This window comes from Novosphingobium sp. BL-A-41-Hi4A-0G (genome assembly GCF_055521735.1).
Window position 1 is genome coordinate 2425619 of record NZ_CM145501.1, and the last position, 16124, is coordinate 2441742.

The window sequence follows — 16124 nt, forward strand, 5'->3', positions numbered from 1 at the left end:
CATCCGGGTGTGACTTGTGTCAACCTGTCACGACGGGAGCGCTCTATAACAGATGATGGACGGGTAAGGACGCTACGGTATCGTTGCCGTGCGCGATGGGGATCTTGGGTTGTGAAGAGCCGTGGTGGCATGCCGGGGGGCATGCTTGATATTGCCGTGGTCGGGAGCGGGATCTCCGGGCTTTCTGCCGCGTGGCTGCTGTCGCAGCGGCATCGCGTCACCCTGTTCGAGGCCGCGGACCGGCTCGGCGGGCATAGCAACACGGTCGAGGCTGATGGCGTGCCGGTGGATACCGGCTTCATCGTCTACAACGAGCGCACTTATCCCAACCTCACCGCGCTCTTTGCCCATCTCGGCGTGCAGACCCGCGAGACAGTGATGAGCTTTGGCGTCACGCTTGATCAGGGACGGCTTGAGTATTCCGGCGATCTGCGAGGTCTGTTCGCGCAGCGGCGCAATCTCGTCTCCCCACGCTTCTGGTCGATGCTGCGCGACCTGGCGCGGTTCTACAAGGCGGCCCCGCGCGACCTGCCGGACCTCGGCGATCTGGGCCTGGGTGCCTATCTCGATGGCCTCGGCTGCGGGCCTGCCTTTCGCGACGATCATCTCTACCCCATGGCCGCCGCGATCTGGTCGACTCCGGTGCGCGATATCCCGCACCACCCGGCCGCAGCCTTCATCCGCTTCTTCGAAAACCATGGATTGCTCCAGTTCCGCGAACGGCCGCGCTGGCGCACGGTCGATGGCGGCAGTCGGGAGTATGTGAAACGTATCAGCGCTGACTTTGCCGAGCGCGTGCGGCTTTCATCGCCCGTGCGACAGGTTCGCCGCTTGTCTGATGGCGTGGACATCGAGGCCGGACGCGGATGGGAGCGCTTCGACCACGTCGTTCTCGCCTCGCACGCCGACCAGTCGCTCGCCATGCTGTCCGATGCCGACGCCGAGGAGCAGCGTCTGCTCGGTGCCTTCCCCTATCGCCACAACGAAGCCGTCCTTCACGCCGACCCGCGCCTCATGCCACGCCGACGCAAGGTGTGGTCGGCATGGAACTACGCGGCTGAGCGCGGTGCAGACGCGCACCAGCTTTCCGTGACCTACTGGATGAACCGCCTGCAGCACTTGCCGACAGACAAGGACCTGTTCGTCACCCTGAACCCGCTGGTAGAACCCGACCCTGCACTGGTTTACCGGCGTGAGAGCTATGACCACCCCGTGTTCGACGTTGCGGCAGGTGCCGCGCAGAAACAGCTCTGGTCCCTTCAGGGCCGCCGCCGCACCTGGTTCTGCGGGGCATGGTTCGGCGCAGGCTTCCATGAGGACGGTCTGCAGTCGGGTCTGGCCGTGGCCGAGCAGCTTGGTGGTGTGCGTCGTCCGTGGAACGTCGAGGAAGAATCCGGGCGCATCCATGTGACGCATCAGGCGCGGGTACCGGAACTGGCGTGATGGAAGATGCGGCGCTCTATCACGGCCATGTCCTCCACCGCCGTCTGCGCCCTGCCGTCCACGTCCTGCGCTATCGCGTCCTGCACCTGTTGCTGGACATTGACCGGATCGACGAGGTAGCCGCACGCCTGCGCCTGTTCTCGCGCGGGCGGTTCAACCTGTTTTCCTTCCATAACCGCGACTGCGGCGACGGCAAGGACCTGCGCGCCCATGCAGAGCACCTGCTAAGGTCGGCGGGGATCGAACCGGACGGTGGCCGCATCACGCTTCTGACCATGCCGCGCATGCTGGGTTACGCGTTCAATCCGCTCAGCACCTGGTTCTGCCACGGTGTGGACGGCGAACTGCGCGCTGTGATCTACGAGGTTTCGAACACCTTTGGCGAACGGCACAACTACGTCATCCGTGCGCAGCCCGGCGCGCGGTCGCTGCACCAGCATGCTGCAAAGAGCTTCCACGTCTCACCCTTCCTGCCTATGAACATGGCCTACGCATTCCGCGTCTCTCCGCCGGGTGAGAAGTTGGCGATCGGCATCACTGTGTCCGACGCCAGCGGGCCAGTGCTCGCCGCAGTCCACACCGCACGGCGCGAGGCCTTGACCGACGCCGCCCTGCTGCGCGGCGCCCTTGCCTACCCGCTGATGACGCTCAAAGTCACCGCTGGCATTCACTGGGAAGCGCTCAAGCTATGGCTCAAGCGCGTGCCACTGTTCCGCAAGCCACCGCCTCCCCCCGAGACGGTCACCGTCGGGCGATAATCAGAACAGCCGCGTCAGCAGGTAGAAAAGCGCGCCGACGCCAGCGCTTGCCGGGATGGTAATGAACCACGCCGTGACGACGCGCTGCGCCACGCCCCACCGCACCGCGCTGGCACGACGGGCGGCGCCTGTGCCGATCACGCTTCCGGTGATCGCATGGGTGGTCGAAACCGGGATGCCCATCGCACTCGCCCCGAGCACCACGATAGAGCCTGCCGAAGAGGCACAGAAGCCGGTGTGGTGATTGAGCTTGGTGATCTTGGTGCCCATCGTCTTGATGATCTTCCACCCGCCCGACATCGTGCCCAGCGAAATGGCAGCATAGCACGACAGCACGACCCATTGGGGAATGTGGAATTCGCCCTTCAGGTAGCCGGTCGAGTAGAGCAGCACGGTGATGATGCCCATGGTCTTCTGCGCATCGTTGCCGCCATGGCTGATCGAGTAGGCCGCCGAGGACATCAGGTGCAGGCCCTTGAACACGTTCTCCGCGCGACGGGGCTGAAAGCCTCTGAACAACCAGCTGGTGAGCAGCACGAAGAACATTGCCAAGGCCATGCCGATCATCGGCGACAGGAAGATCGCGACGAACGTCTCGATGGTCTTCTTGGATTCGATCACATCGAAACCGCCGTGCATCACGCCCGCCCCCAGCAGCCCGCCGATCAGCGCATGGCTGGACGATGAGGGTATGCCCTTGATCCAGGTCACGACGTTCCAGAACATCGCACCAACCAGCGCACCAAACACCACCGCGGGCGTCACGATGTCCTTGTCGATAATGCCTTTGCCGATGGTGTCGGCCACATGCAGGCCGACCAGCCAATAGGCGGCAAAGTTCCCTGCAGCGGCAAAAACAACCGCGGCGACAGGCGAAAGCAGCCGCGTCGAGACAACCGTGGCGATGGAGTTGGCGGCGTCGTGCAGGCCGTTAAGAAAGTCGAAGGCCAGCGCCAGGGCGATCAGGCCGACCAGCAACGGAAAGGCGATCTCGTGCATCGGATCAGCTCCTGTGCCGCGCCGTCAGGCGTGGTCGATGACGAGGGCGTCGATCTCGTTCGCGACGTCCTCGAACGCGTCTGCGATCTTCTCGAGGTGTTTGAAAATCTCGCGCGCGACGATGAACGCGATCTGATCTCCATCGGCACGGTGCCTTTGAAAATTGGCCTTGAGCCCGGCCTGATGGATCAGGTCAACCTCGCCTTCGAGCTTGACGATCCGTTCGGTAAGCGCGTGGAGACGTCCACCGTTGCGCTCGATGTCGCGCAGCAGCGGCATCGCCTCGGCAATCAGGCCGACAGCTTCGACGATCTTGTCGGCCATGGCCTGCATTTCGGGTTCGAATGCAGCAATCTCGTAAAGCTCAATGGCCGAGGCAGCCGCCTGCATCTCGTCGATCGTGTCGTCCATCGCGCCGATCAGCGACGTGATCGCCCCGCGGTCGAACGGGGTGAGGAACGTGCGACGCACAGTGAACAGCACTTCGCGGATAACGTCGTCAGCCGCATGTTCGCGGTCGCGGATCTTGCCGACCCACTGCGCCGCATCGCCGTGCGATCGGGTCAGCTTTGCCAAGGCATCGGCCGCATCAACGCAAGCCGCCGCGTGGCGTTCGAACATGCCGAAGAAATCGCCCGTCTTGGGCAGGAGACGCTGGAACCAGCCGAACATCGCTATGCTTCCCGAATTGCCATCACGCATTAGGCGAAACGACTCATTCCCGCCCATGGCGGCACTAAGTCAGTCAGGTTTCAGTCTCAATCACACACTGCGAGATTGTCCACACAAGCGGCGTCGGTCAAAGCCAGCCGATACTGCGAAAACGAAGCCACAACCCGCCGCAGATCGTGATGATCGCGCCCCACACCACGAAATAGCCATAGTGCCATTTCAGCTCGGGGAGGTACTCGAAGTTCATCCCGTAGATTCCGGCAATGGCAGTCGGCACCGCAAGGATCGCGGCCCACGCCGCAAGCTGGCGGGTCATCTCGCCCTGACGATGCTGTTCGAGCAGGCTGGCGGTTTCGACAATCGCGGCCAGCGTTTCCTTGAGCCCGCGCATCCGCGCCATGGCCCGGCGCACATGGTCAAGGACGTCGCGGAACCAGATACGGGCGGCTGGGTCGATGCACGGCAGGTCGGCCACCACCAGGCGCTCGCACACTTCCTCCATCGGCCCGATCACCCGCTCGAACCGACGCAACTGGCGGCGCAGGCGGAAGATGCGGCGGATCACCGACTGTTCGGGGAAGACGTCGATGGCTGCCTCCTCCATCTCCTGCGCCACTTCCTCGAGCTTTTCGAGCAGGGGAAGGTAACCGTCGACGATGAAGTCGAGCACGGCATGGAGAACGTAGTCCGGACCTTCCGATAACCTGTCGCCCTGCGCCTCAAGCTCCTCGCGCAGAGTCAGGTGCGCGCGGGTGCTGCCGAAGCGGACGCTGATCAGGAAACCGGGCCCGACGAAGAACGCGGTCTGGCCATAGGCGATCTCCTCTCCCGCCTGCAGTTCCGCCGTGCGCGCCACCACGAACAGCGTCTTGCCATAGACCTCTACTTTCGGGAGCTGGCGCGGATTGAGCGCATCCTCGACTGCCAGCGGGTGCAGGCAGTATTGTCTACGCACAAGATCCATCTCCGCCGCGTCCGGTTCGCACAGTCCAATCCAGTCGAACGTGTGCGGCGGGAGGGCTGGCGCAGGCTCACCGGTCAGGTCGAGCACTTCCTCATGGGCGGTGCCATTGCTGTAGCGACGAGCGGCGATCACGGTCATGGCACCATCACTGGCAAAGCTTTGAGCCACTGGCAATCACGCTTGAGTGTGCTAACATCCCTGTAAATAGACAAGCATGGAGAGAGAGCGTGGGTGCAGAGCAGTCCACTTTTGCGGCAGGCAAGCCAGACGTCGACGTCCTGATCGTTGGTGCCGGCATTTCCGGGATCGGCATGGCCGCACACATGAAAATGCTCTGCCCAGACCGCAGCTTCGCGATCATCGAGCGTCGCGCTCAGATCGGCGGAACGTGGGATCTCTTCCGCTATCCCGGCGTACGCTCCGATTCGGACATGCACACGCTCGGCTTCATCTTCGAGCCATGGAAGCATGAGAAGTCCATCGCCGACGGTCCGGCCATTCTCGATTACCTGAACCGCATCGTCGACGAACGCGACATCCGCCGCAACATCCGTTTCGAGAGCAAGGTCGTCAGCGCCGATTTCGACTGCGAAGCAGCGCACTGGGTGGTCACCCTCGAAGGCAACGACGGCCAGCGGAGCCGGGTAACAGCGGGCTGGATGTACCTCGGCTCAGGCTACTACGATTACGACAAGCCTTACGAAGCGCAGTTCGAAGGCCGCGAGGACTTCAAGGGCGAGATCATTCACCCCCAGTTCTGGCCGGAGAATCTCGATTACACCGGCAAGCGCGTAGTGGTGATCGGTTCGGGCGCCACGGCCGTCACCATCGTCCCCTCTATGGCTGCCAAGGCTGCGCACGTGACCATGCTCCAGCGCACGCCGACCTGGTATGGCATTCGCCCCGCGCGCGATGCCATTGCCAACTTCCTGCGCAAGATCCTGCCCGAAGAACTCGCCTATCGCATCACACGCTGGAAGAACGTGCGGCTGCAGAACCTCGTGTTCAAACGCGCGAAGACCAAGCCCGAGCAGGTCAAGCAGTTCCTGACCAAGCGGATCAAGGAAGCTCTGGGCGACAAATACGACGAGAAGGCATTCACCCCGCCCTACGATCCCTGGGACCAACGCCTGTGCCTGGTGCCCGACGCCGACCTGTTCGAGGCAATCAAGGCCGGAAAGGCCAGCGTCGTCACCGATCATATCGACCGCTTCGACGCGACGGGTATCAAGCTAAAGTCCGGCAAGCACCTTGATGCCGACGTCATCGTGACTGCAACGGGCCTCAAGATGGTCATGGCAGGCAAAATCGCGATCAGCGTCGATGGCGTGCCGGTCGATTTCGCTGACCGCTACTACTACAAGGGCGTGATGTTCTCGAATGTGCCGAACCTTGCGACCGTGTTCGGCTATCTCAACGCCTCCTGGACACTGCGAGCCGACATCAACGCCCGCTACATTTGCAACGTGCTCAATGCGATGAAGGCGCGAGGGATGGAAGTGGCCGTCCCCAAGCTCGCTCCCAACCATAGGCTCGACGACGACGACATCTACGCCCTGTCCTCTGGCTATATCGAGCGGGCCCGCCACCTCCTGCCCAAGTCGACCAGCGACATGCGCTGGCGCCTGAACCAGGACTACTTGCGCGACGTGGCATGGATGCGCGCGGATCCGGTCGAGGACGGCGTGCTGCAATTCGGCCATCCCCGTCCGGCAACCGTGCACAAGGAGCACATGGAAGCGGCGGAATAGCGCTTTTGCGGCGACCGGCCATGCGGTATCCCTCCCGCCCATGACCGACGAATCCCGCATCTGGACCGCCGCGCTTGTCGTGGTCGGAGACGAAATCCTCTCCGGCCGCACGCAGGACAAGAACATCGCGCAAGTCGCGACCTGGCTCGGCGTGCAGGGCATCCGCCTGCGCGAGGTTCGGGTCGTGCCTGACGACATGGTGGCGATCATCGAAGCGGTGAACACGCTGCGCGCCCGCAACGACTATCTGTTCACCACCGGCGGCATCGGCCCCACGCATGACGATATCACCGTGGACGCGGTTGCCGAGGCCCTCGGCGTCGACGTCGTCATCCACCCCAAGGCCCGCGCCATTCTCGAAAGCTACTACGCCACACGCGGTGGCCTCAACGACGCTCGCCTACGCATGGCACGCGTTCCCGATGGCGCAGACCTGATCGAGAACCGCGTATCGGGTGCGCCCGGCATCCGCGTCGGCAACGTCTTCCTCATGGCAGGCGTCCCAGGCATCACCGCGCAGATGCTTGATGGCCTAACTGGCCAGCTCGAAGGCGGATTGCCCCTCCTGTCGACCACCGTCGGCTGCTGGGTCGCCGAAAGCGAAATTGCCGATCTTTTGCGCGAGACCGAACTGGCGTTCGATGGCGTGCAGATCGGCAGCTATCCGTTCTTCCGCGAGGGCAAGACCGGCGCGAACTTCGTGATCCGCTCGGTCAGCGAAAGCCAGTTGAAGGCATGTGCCCACAAACTGGAAGAAGGCTTGGCAGCGATCGGACGCTTCCCGGTCGCTGGCGGAATCTGAGCATGCTGACACGCCGCTTCGCCCTTCTGGCCCCGCTCGCCATCCTGTTCATTGCCGCGGCACCAGCAAAGAAGCGGGTGGCATCGCCTCGACCGCCTGCGCCAGCCTATCCTGCGCCCTCGACAGCCCCGTTGCCCGAAAAGGTTCGCGTCGCTCTGGATACCGAAGCAGGCCGCATCGTGGTCGAGCTGGACGTGAAGCGCGCTCCTGCCAGCGCCACGAACTTCGTCCGTTATGCCGAGACGAAGCGCTTCGACGGCACGGTCTTCTATCGCGCGATGCACCTGCCTTGGGGAGAGCAACCCAACGGCCTGATCCAGGCTGGCACGCGCGGCGATTCAAAGCGCAACATGCCACCCATCGCGCATGAGCCCACCGACGTGACCGGCATCCTGCACAAGGCCGGCACGCTTTCCATGGCGCGCTACGCGCCGGGTACGGCCACCGGCGATTTCTCGATCATGGTCTCCGACCAGCCCGGCCTCGATGCCCAGCCGGATTCCGCCGACCCCGAAGCCAAGGCCGGATACGCTGCCTTCGGACAGGTGGTCGAAGGCATGGACGTGGTGAAGGCGATCTTCGCCGCCCCGATCTCGGAGACCGAAGGCGAAGGCATCATGCGCGGACAGATCCTCGCCAAGCCGGTCAAGATCCTGACGGCCCGCCGCCTTCCAGAGACTGCGCCTGCCCCTGCGCCCTGAGCCTGCGCTTGCCGCAATGCTCGCCTTGCTGCTGGCCGGATGCGCCGGATCGGCTAACCGGGCAGGTCTGGAGCGAACGCTTGCCGCCAATGACAGTGCGACCGTAGCCCTTGGTCAATGGTGCGCAGCCAGACATATCGCCGATCCGCCAACCATCCGCGCCCTCGCGGACCGGTCGAAACGACTTCCGGCACCCCCGCAAGTCCGGACGGTCCTCGGCGTCGGCCCCGATGAACCGGTAGCCTATCGCCATGTCCGGCTGGCCTGTGGCGACACCGTCCTGTCGGTCGCCCACAACTGGTACGTGCAAGCCCGCCTGACCCCGGCGATGAACCAGATGCTCGAGAGCACCGACGTCCCGTTCGGCAAGGTCGTTGCGCCGCTGGGCTTTCGTCGCGAGCGCCTCGCGGCCATTCGCGGGCGCATGACGGAATGTCCCCCCGGCACGATCCTGTCGCATCGCGCCGTGCTCCGCATGGCCGATGGCCGTGCGATCAGCCTGGTCGTCGAATGCTACACCCGCGAAAACATCAATCCCGCGAAGGGTTGACCGTCCAGTCGCCCACCGCGCCTTCCATGGCGGCTTCGGCATAGGCCTCTAGTTCGCGCCAATGCCGGTCCCAGCCGGGGCCTCGCTTTTCCGGCGGAATCACCGCCTCCACTTGGTGGCGGGCGACGGTTACCGGGTTTTGCGAGGCTTCAGATGCGGACATGCCCCGCTCCTAGACGCCTTCCGCGAACAGAAAAAGGGCCGGAGAGGTTTCCCTCCCCGGCCTTCTTTTTCTTTGCCTAAGGCAGCTGAAATCAGCCGCCGTGGACCTGTGCCACGTCGACCTTGAGGCCGGGGCCCATCGACGAGGAAAGACCGATCTTGCGAACGTACTTGCCCTTGGCGCCGGCAGGCTTCGCCTTGACGATCGCATCGACGAAAGCGTCGAAGTTAGCGCGCAGCGCTTCGTCCGAGAACGAGAGCTTGCCGATGCCGCCGTGGATGATGCCGGCCTTCTCGACGCGGAATTCGATCTGGCCGCTCTTGGCTGCCTTGACCGCATCGGCGACGTTCGGGGTGACGGTGCCGAGCTTCGGGTTCGGCATCAGGCCCTTGGGACCCAGCACCTTGCCGAGGCGGCCGACGATGCCCATCATGTCGGGCGTCGCGATCACGCGGCCATAGTCGAGGTTGCCGTTCTGCATGTCCTCGAGCAGGTCTTCGGCACCAACCTTGTCGGCACCGGCTGCGAGAGCGGCTTCAGCCTTGTCGCCACGAGCGAACACGGCAACCTTGACATCCTTGCCGGTGCCCGAAGGCAGCACGACCATGCCACGGACCATCTGGTCGGCGTGGCGCGGATCTACGCCGAGGTTCAGCGAGACTTCAAGGCTCTCGTCGAACTTGGCGCTCTTGAGGTCCTTGAGCAGCGCGATGGCTTCATCGACGCCATAGAGCTTCTGGTTGTCGCCCAGCTTGGTGGCCAGGGCCTTCTGCTTCTTGGTCTGCTTGGCCATGGGATCAGCCCTCCACCACGGTGAGGCCCATCGCGCGCGCGGAGCCTTCGATGATCTTCGTTGCGGCGTCGATGTCGTTCGCGTTCAGGTCCTTCATCTTGGCCTGGGCGATTTCTGCCAGCTGCGAACGCTTGATCGTGCCGGCCGAAGCCTTGCCCGGGGTCTTCGAACCCGACTTGATGCCAGCGGCCTTCTTGATGAAGAAGGTGGCGGGCGGGGTCTTGGTCACGAAGGTGAACGAGCGGTCAGCATAGACGGTGATCACGGTCGGAAGCGGCGTGCCCTTCTCGACTTCCTGCGTGGCAGCGTTGAACTGCTTGCAGAATTCCATGATGTTGACGCCACGCTGGCCGAGCGCGGGACCGATCGGCGGAGCGGGCTTTGCTTCACCGGCTGCAACCTGCAGCTTGATATAGCCTTCAATCTTCTTGGCCACGATGGGCCTCCTTTCTTCCTGTTGGCCGCGCCTGTTCAGCCCGGACCTCAGAGTGAGCGGTCAGACGCCCCGGAACCGGGACTCCCGCACGGACCTTTTGGACGGATTCGCCCGCAAGAGTGCGCGCCCTTAGCGGCAATGGCCCGCAAAGCCAAGCCCCGGCGGTTTTCTGCTGCAAATCGCATGCGGCGCTGGCGGTGAAGCGTGATAGCTTTCCCGTCATGAAGATCGACCGCCGCACGCTGCTAGCAACCGCCCCTGCCCTTGCCGCAACCCGCGCCTTCCCCGCCACTGGCCCCACTGCCGCAGTGTCATCTGCAGCGGTCCGGCGGGATTTTGCCGTCTTCGCCGAGGCCTACGACCGGCTGCATCCGGGGCTGGATCGTTACCTCGGGCGCACGCGGTTCCAAACCCTTGTCTCGCAGGAAGTAGCCCGCCTCACCAATGGGCCCTGCACGGTGCAGGATCAGTTCCTGACGCTCGCAAGGATCACCGCAGCCGTCAGGTGCGGGCACAGTTATCCCAATCCGGCCAACCAGTCGAAAGCGGTCGTGACGGACGTCGTGGGCACCAGTGCGCCCGTTCCCTTCGCTTTCCGCTGGATCGACGGGCAGATGGTGGTGACCGGAACTTTGCGCGACGACGTTCCCCTCGCCCCGGGCACCGTCGTCACCGCCGTCGATGGCACGGCCGCGCCCACGCTTCTGCGCCGCCTGATGCCATTGGCGCGTGCCGATGGTGGCAACGATGCCAAGCGACTGGCACTGCTTGGCGTCGAGAACCAGTCGTGGCCCAATCCCTTTGACGTCTATCGCCCGCTGATCGCCCCGCGCGGACAGCCAGACCGTGTACAGCTTGCGCTTGCCGACGGGCGCACGCTCGATCTTCCGGCCTTCAAGCGCGCCAACGGCGGTGGAGGGTCGCGGCGTACCGATCCTGCCAGCAGCGGTTGGCGCTTTGACATCAGCAAAGGCGTCGGGAGCCTGCGCATGGACACTTGGGCACTCTACGACGCCAAGTGGGACTGGAAGGCATGGCTGGACGCCGCATTTGACCGCCTGATCGCAGAAAAGGCGCAAGGCCTCGTCATCGACTTGCGCGCCAACGAAGGCGGCATTGATTGCGGCGATGCTGTGCTTGCCCGACTGATTGACCGTCCCATGCCGGTTGCGGTGATGGAGCGGCATGTGCGCTACAGGCGCATTCCCGATGCCCTGCGCCCCGTGCTCGACACCTGGGATCGCAGCTTCGACGACTGGGGAGATGCCGCAAGGCCATCGCCGCGCAAGGGCAGGTTCCGACTGGTGCGCGGCGATTTCGATCTGCCCGGCGCAAAGATCGAACCTTCAGGGCAACGCTTTGGCGGCAAGGTCGCGGTGCTGGTCGGGCCTACCTGTTCGTCGGCGACCTTCCAGTTTGCCGAAACCATCAAGCGCAGCGGCATCGCCCGGCTCGTGGGTGAACCAACCGGCGGAAACCTGCGCGGCATCAATGGGGGCGCATTCTACTTCCTGCGCCTGCCCGAAACAGGGCTGGAAGTCGACTTGCCACTGATCGGCTATTTCCCCTCGACGCCGCAGCCGGATGCAGGCGTGCTGCCCGACATAGCGGTCCGCACCACGGCGCTGGACCTTGCCTCCGGTCGCGATCCCGCAATGGAAAAGGCGCGCCAGCTGGTGAGCTGACGCGCCTTTGCGAAGTGCTTGAAGCCGATCAGCCGCGAACGAGTTCGACTTCCTCGAAGCCCAGTTCCACCGGCGTTGCGCGCCCGAAGATTGAGACCGAGACCTTCACGCGGCTCTTGTCGAAGTCCAGTTCCTCGACGATGCCGTTGAACGAGGCAAACGGGCCGGCGTTGACCTTGACCGAATCGCCGATCTCGTAATCGACCACCACGCTCTTGCGCGGCTCGGCAGCAGCCTGCTCGCGCGCGCCGAAATAGCGGGCGGCTTCCTTGTCGGAAATCGGCTGCGGCTTGTTGTTGGTGCCAAGGAAGCCCGTCACCTTCGGAGTGTTCTTCACGAGGTGATAGATGTCGTCGTTCATCGAAAGCTTGGCGAGGACGTAGCCCGGCATGAACTTGCGCTCGACCTGGACCTTCTTGCCGCGCTTCACTTCGGTGACGGTCTCGGTCGGCACTTCGACCGCCTCGACCAGCTGCGAAAGACCGATGCGCTCGGCTTCGGAAATGATCGCTTCCTTCACCTTGTTCTCGAAACCGGAATAGGCGTGAATGATGTACCAGCGGGCCATATCTTTGTTCTCTTTGGTCCTGGAGGTTGGTCTGATCAGGCGAGCGAAAGCAGGAAGCGGACGATTGCGCTGAACAGCGAATCGATGCCGAGGAAGAACACCGCGAGGATCAGCATCATGATGCCAACGAAGATCGCCGTGGTCGTCGTCTCCTGACGGGTCGGCCACACGACCTTGCGCGCTTCTGCCTTCACCTGGTTGAAGAACTCGCCGGGGCTGGTCTTGGCCATTGCTCTCGTGCCTTGCTTGCTGCGGGGAAATACCGCGTGAAAACTCGTTTCTTCCAGCTAGGGGGCATCGCCGCCCCGGACAAGTCCGGGAGGGGCTGGCGATTTTCCGATGTCGGAAGTTCCGTTCATTTAGTCCGCATGGGCCGCGATGGCAAGGGCACGCGTGGAATGGGGCGCTCCGCGTTCCCGACAGACGGACGTCTCGCACAGGAACGCCAGTCACCGGAATGGGTCACGCCAGTGGCGGACTTGGCGGCATAAGCCGAAACTGAAGCGCTTCGCCGCCAGGTGGCGCGACAGGACAGGCCCTCGCGGTTCGTCCCTTTTTGTGCCGAGTTCGTCGGCAGATCATCGGATCGACTGGCATTGCCGGATCGCGGTGATAGTCTTTGCACACATCTCAGGCGAACCAGACGCATGAGACGAACTCGGGGCGAGCGCCAAGGCGTTCGCCTCTTTTTTTGCGTCCGGTTTCCACAGGCGGACGAGCTCGCGCCTCGAACACCTTCTTGAAGAGAGCATGGCAGCAGGCATCAACCGCCATGTCACGCTCGCAGAAACTGCATCTGATGGAAATACGAAGCGCGGCGGAAGAAATCCGATCCGGCGCTTATGACTCGCCCTTGCGGCGAGTGGCAGGAGTGGGGGGACTCGAACCCACGGCCCTCGGTTTTGGAGACCGATGCTCTACCAACTGAGCTACACTCCTGTACTCTGACCGGCCCCTTAAAGGCTTGACGCCGGGAGCGCAACCGACCGAAACACATTATTGTCATCATGGCCCGAAATGATCCCCACACCATCCCGCCCGAGCTTCTACTCAAGGCCTATCGCGCGGGCATCTTCCCGATGGCGGACAGCCGTGACGATCCCGAAGTCTTCTGGGTTGAGCCGCGCATGCGGGCGATCCTGCCGCTCGATGGCTTCCACCTGTCGAAATCGCTGGCGCGCACGCTACGACGCGGCAGATTCACGGTCACCTGCAACGCCGCCTTCGAAGCGGTGATCGATGCCTGCGCCGCCCCGCGACCGGGGGCCGACGAAAGCTGGATCAGCACCCGGATCCGCGAAAGCTACATTGGCTTGCATGAACACGGCCACGCGCATTCGATCGAATGCTGGAGCGAGGGACGCCTCGTCGGGGGCCTATACGGTGTAGGCTTTGCCCGGGTCTTCTGCGGCGAATCGATGTTCAGCCGCAAGACCGACGCCTCAAAGGTCGCGCTGGCCTGGCTGGTGGCGGCATTGCGGCGAATCGGGGCGGAACTGCTCGATTGCCAGTTCACCACCTCGCACCTCGCCTCGCTGGGCGCAGTGGAAATTCCTCAGAGCCAGTACCTGCAACTCCTGTCGCAGGCGCAGCGGCCTTATTCCTCGGGCGAAGTGTCGGCGGCGCGGGCGCTGGCCGACGCAGTGGGCGACGGGCTTGCGAGGGGCGCAGGCGAAGCGGCCTCGCTCGGGCTGCCCGCAGGATTCGCCGCGTTGCGCGCTGATGCCAGCGGCTCTTCCTCGCCAGGGAACCTCATCGCGCAGTCCTTGACCCAGACGTCATAGACCGGATGCTCGACGACGTTGAGCGACGGCGCATTCCTGAACAGCCAGCCCGAAAAGACCTTGTGCCAGGCCAGCGGCTGCTCGGTGGTCGCGCGTTCTTCCACGAACAACTGGACGAAGGCCCCGATCTCCGGCGGGTCCTCCCACGGCGCGGTCTTCTCGCAGGTGGCGAGCTTGACGATGGCATTGCCGATCCGCCGCGATTCGCCGCTCTTGAGGACGATGTCCTGCGTGATGTTGTTGCGCTTGTTGAGAAAGCCCAGCGTCGCCACGCGGTCCTTGATCGGCGTGCCGAACTCGCTTTCCACGGCCGCACCCGATGCGCTGGCGATGGCAGAGCCGGTCTCGGTCGCCTCGGGCGGTGGTGGGGGAGCCTTGTCGTCGCAACCGGCAAGCGCCAGCAGGCCCGCAAATGCGAGCGCCTTACTGGCCGCCGATGCGACCGATGGCATCAGGCTTCCGGAACCCAGGCTTCGTAGTCGCCCGTTGCCGCGGCGCGCTTTCCGCCACGCTCCAGAGCGCCTTGCGGGCGATAGGCGTTGACCGTGCCGGTGGCGTTGGGCGTGTAATCCACTTCCCAGATACGCGCAGGTGGCAGGTTGCTTTCAGGCACGCCCCCACCAAGTTCATCGGCAAACGAGCCGTGCAGCCAGCCGTGCCATTCCGAAGGAACGCGGCTCGCATCGTTCGCGCCGTTGTAGATCACCCAGCGGCGCTCGCGCCCGGCAAAGGGGTGGCCCTTGGGATAGGGCTTCTTCGCGCGGAAGTACTTGTTGCCTTGCGCGTCGGTGCCCACCTGCTCGCCGTTCAGCGCGCTGAACAGCATGGTGGTGACGGTGGCGCCATTCCACCATGTGAAGATCTTGCCGAGGATGCTCATGGTACCTGCCTTGGATATTGGGCGCGCTTAGCCGCTGATGGGGGTAGTCGGCAAGCGCGTTGATGCGCCCGCCTGTCGGTTACCATGCAACCTTGTCGCCCGCCTTGATACCGAGCTTGGCCGCAAGCCCGCCATTGATCTCCAGCACGGCCAGCGTCGGCCCCGCAGCCGGAAGCGGCGTCTCGTCATAGGGCACCGCATTGGCGGCGATGTTCAGGATACGATGGTCAGTGCCGATGAAGATGATGTCGAGCGGGATCACCGTGTTGCGCATCCAGAATGCTGCGATGTCGGGCGGATTGCGCAGGAAGATCATGCCTTCGTCATCGCCCAGTTCGGTTCGGAACATCAGACCCTTGGCCTGCTCGGCAGACGTGCGCGCGACTTCCGACTTGAAGACGTGGTTCGCCTTGCCGCTCGTCACCGTCACCGGCTGCACCTGCAGGCCCGATACAGGGTGGACCGCAGGCGTCGACGTCTGCGCTGGAGCCTTGGCTCCGGCGTCTGCCGCACCGGGCGAGCAGCCCGCGATCAGCGCGAGGGCGGCAAATGCAATGATTCTAGTCACCTGCTTCATCGGTCCACTCTTCCAGAGCCTCTTGGCTCAACGCATTCACCACCTCGCGCGCATGCGCAAGGGGGTGCCCTGCCCTTAGCATGGCAGCCACCTGCTTTTCACGGGTTGCCGGGTCAAGCCTCTCCGCGGTGCCGAACGGGCCGAACCGCCGCTTGCGCGCCATGACCAGAGCTGCGCGCCGCCGCTCCGCCTCGCTGCCACGCGCGTCTTCCCGCAATGTCTCGGCTATGCCTGCCGCATCCAGAGCCTGATCGATCCGCCGCGCGCCATAGCCCCGCCGCAGCAGCCCTTGCGCCTTGCCGCGCGCAAACGTGGCATCGTCGATGTATCCCAGTTCCACGAACCGCGCGACGATCCCGGCAACGTCGGCCTCGCCCTCGCCTTCCCAGCCCCGCTCGCGCAGCTTGCGCCGCAGATAGTCCGAAAGCTTGCCCGCACTCGTCGCAAATCGCGCGACATAATGCAGCGCCGTTTCGTCGAGCCGTCGTGCATCGAGCGGCTTCGGCGCCCTGCGCTCCCGACTCGGGCGCTCCCGGCGTTCTCCGCCACTATCTGGGGAATTGCGATCCATTCGCCACATTCGTGCCACAGTCGCGAC

The 16124-nt window shown here is 63.9% G+C and carries 19 protein-coding genes, 1 tRNA gene and 1 pseudogene; 8 read left to right on the top strand and 13 right to left on the bottom strand.

The window, feature by feature from the left end; all coding sequences use genetic code 11:
• Nucleotides 1-141 precede the first annotated feature (141 nt).
• A complete protein-coding gene (locus ACZ1JX_RS11750) occupies nt 142-1443 on the top strand; it encodes an NAD(P)/FAD-dependent oxidoreductase (RefSeq protein WP_465123729.1) in 1302 nt (433 codons plus the stop codon).
• Nucleotides 1443-2201, top strand: a complete 759-nt coding sequence (locus ACZ1JX_RS11755; RefSeq protein ID WP_465123730.1) for a DUF1365 domain-containing protein — start codon at nt 1443-1445, stop codon at nt 2199-2201. The genes ACZ1JX_RS11750 and ACZ1JX_RS11755 overlap by 1 nt, the downstream gene beginning before the upstream one ends.
• Here ACZ1JX_RS11755 and ACZ1JX_RS11760 read toward each other — a convergent pair whose 3' ends face one another.
• The 3 genes from ACZ1JX_RS11760 to ACZ1JX_RS11770 all read right to left on the bottom strand — a co-directional run bounded on the left by ACZ1JX_RS11760 (nt 2202) and on the right by ACZ1JX_RS11770 (nt 4974).
• Nucleotides 2202-3200, bottom strand: coding sequence for an anion permease (locus tag ACZ1JX_RS11760; protein ID WP_465123731.1), 999 nt, complete (start codon nt 3198-3200; stop codon nt 2202-2204). It lies immediately after the preceding gene.
• Nucleotides 3201-3224: 24 nt separating this feature from the next.
• Nucleotides 3225-3872, bottom strand: coding sequence for a DUF47 domain-containing protein (locus ACZ1JX_RS11765; RefSeq protein WP_465123732.1), 648 nt, complete (start codon nt 3870-3872; stop codon nt 3225-3227).
• A 127-nt stretch (nt 3873-3999) separates the two neighbouring features.
• Nucleotides 4000-4974 (bottom strand): magnesium and cobalt transport protein CorA, encoded by a 975-nt coding sequence (locus ACZ1JX_RS11770; protein ID WP_465123733.1) that lies wholly within the window; start codon nt 4972-4974, stop codon nt 4000-4002.
• An 89-nt stretch (nt 4975-5063) separates the two neighbouring features.
• Here ACZ1JX_RS11770 and ACZ1JX_RS11775 point away from each other — a divergent pair, with 89 nt between their 5' ends.
• Genes ACZ1JX_RS11775 through ACZ1JX_RS11790 form a run of 4 tightly spaced genes read left to right on the top strand, consistent with a single transcriptional unit; the run spans nt 5064 to nt 8640 of the window.
• Nucleotides 5064-6587, top strand: coding sequence for a flavin-containing monooxygenase (locus tag ACZ1JX_RS11775; protein WP_465123734.1), 1524 nt, complete (start codon nt 5064-5066; stop codon nt 6585-6587).
• 40 nt (nt 6588-6627) lie between these two features.
• On the top strand, nt 6628-7389 hold the full coding sequence (locus ACZ1JX_RS11780) for a competence/damage-inducible protein A (RefSeq protein WP_465123735.1): 762 nt from the start codon (nt 6628-6630) through the stop codon (nt 7387-7389).
• 2 nt (nt 7390-7391) lie between these two features.
• Nucleotides 7392-8090 (top strand): peptidylprolyl isomerase, encoded by a 699-nt coding sequence (locus ACZ1JX_RS11785; protein WP_465123736.1) that lies wholly within the window; start codon nt 7392-7394, stop codon nt 8088-8090.
• A 16-nt stretch (nt 8091-8106) separates the two neighbouring features.
• Nucleotides 8107-8640 (top strand): hypothetical protein, encoded by a 534-nt coding sequence (locus ACZ1JX_RS11790; protein ID WP_465123737.1) that lies wholly within the window; start codon nt 8107-8109, stop codon nt 8638-8640.
• On the opposite strand, the gene ACZ1JX_RS11795 is transcribed toward ACZ1JX_RS11790, so the two are convergent.
• From ACZ1JX_RS11795 to rplK, 3 genes are all read right to left on the bottom strand, one after another.
• Complete coding sequence (locus ACZ1JX_RS11795) at nt 8621-8803, bottom strand: hypothetical protein (RefSeq protein WP_465123738.1); 183 nt, start codon at nt 8801-8803, stop codon at nt 8621-8623. The genes ACZ1JX_RS11790 and ACZ1JX_RS11795 overlap by 20 nt on opposite strands.
• A 91-nt stretch (nt 8804-8894) precedes the next feature.
• Nucleotides 8895-9596: a 50S ribosomal protein L1 gene (rplA, locus tag ACZ1JX_RS11800; RefSeq protein ID WP_465123739.1), complete on the bottom strand. Its 702-nt coding sequence runs from the start codon at nt 9594-9596 to the stop codon at nt 8895-8897.
• Nucleotides 9597-9600: 4 nt separating this feature from the next.
• Nucleotides 9601-10032, bottom strand: coding sequence for a 50S ribosomal protein L11 (rplK, locus tag ACZ1JX_RS11805; protein WP_465123740.1), 432 nt, complete (start codon nt 10030-10032; stop codon nt 9601-9603).
• 221 nt (nt 10033-10253) lie between these two features.
• Between rplK and ACZ1JX_RS11810 the strand changes: the two genes are divergently transcribed.
• Nucleotides 10254-11717, top strand: coding sequence for a S41 family peptidase (locus ACZ1JX_RS11810; RefSeq protein WP_465123741.1), 1464 nt, complete (start codon nt 10254-10256; stop codon nt 11715-11717).
• Nucleotides 11718-11745: 28 nt separating this feature from the next.
• On the opposite strand, the gene nusG is transcribed toward ACZ1JX_RS11810, so the two are convergent.
• From nusG to ACZ1JX_RS11825, 3 genes are all read right to left on the bottom strand, one after another.
• Nucleotides 11746-12285: a transcription termination/antitermination protein NusG gene (gene nusG, locus ACZ1JX_RS11815; protein ID WP_465123742.1), complete on the bottom strand. Its 540-nt coding sequence runs from the start codon at nt 12283-12285 to the stop codon at nt 11746-11748.
• Nucleotides 12286-12320: 35 nt separating this feature from the next.
• A complete protein-coding gene (secE, locus tag ACZ1JX_RS11820) occupies nt 12321-12515 on the bottom strand; it encodes a preprotein translocase subunit SecE (RefSeq protein ID WP_144905279.1) in 195 nt (64 codons plus the stop codon).
• A gap of 633 nt (nt 12516-13148) precedes the next feature.
• Nucleotides 13149-13224, bottom strand: a tRNA-Trp gene (locus tag ACZ1JX_RS11825).
• Between the two features lie 68 nt (nt 13225-13292).
• Between ACZ1JX_RS11825 and aat the strand changes: the two genes are divergently transcribed.
• The gene (gene aat / locus ACZ1JX_RS11830) at nt 13293-14069 is read left to right on the top strand and encodes a leucyl/phenylalanyl-tRNA--protein transferase (RefSeq protein WP_465123743.1); all 777 of its coding nucleotides are present in this window, start codon (nt 13293-13295) and stop codon (nt 14067-14069) included.
• A gap of 35 nt (nt 14070-14104) precedes the next feature.
• Here the strand turns inward: aat and ACZ1JX_RS11835 are convergent.
• The 4 genes and pseudogenes from ACZ1JX_RS11835 to ACZ1JX_RS11850 form a co-directional block, all read right to left on the bottom strand.
• Nucleotides 14105-14521, bottom strand: a pseudogene (locus ACZ1JX_RS11835) (DUF2155 domain-containing protein); the annotation flags it as partial.
• A complete protein-coding gene (locus tag ACZ1JX_RS11840) occupies nt 14521-14949 on the bottom strand; it encodes an NADH:ubiquinone oxidoreductase subunit NDUFA12 (protein WP_465123744.1) in 429 nt (142 codons plus the stop codon). The gene ACZ1JX_RS11840 and the pseudogene ACZ1JX_RS11835, both read right to left, overlap by 1 nt.
• A 79-nt stretch (nt 14950-15028) precedes the next feature.
• Complete coding sequence (locus ACZ1JX_RS11845; RefSeq protein WP_465123745.1) at nt 15029-15526, bottom strand: DUF192 domain-containing protein; 498 nt, start codon at nt 15524-15526, stop codon at nt 15029-15031.
• Nucleotides 15510-16097 (bottom strand): regulatory protein RecX, encoded by a 588-nt coding sequence (locus ACZ1JX_RS11850; RefSeq protein ID WP_465123746.1) that lies wholly within the window; start codon nt 16095-16097, stop codon nt 15510-15512. The genes ACZ1JX_RS11845 and ACZ1JX_RS11850 overlap by 17 nt, the downstream gene beginning before the upstream one ends.
• Between the last annotated feature and the right edge of the window lie 27 nt (nt 16098-16124).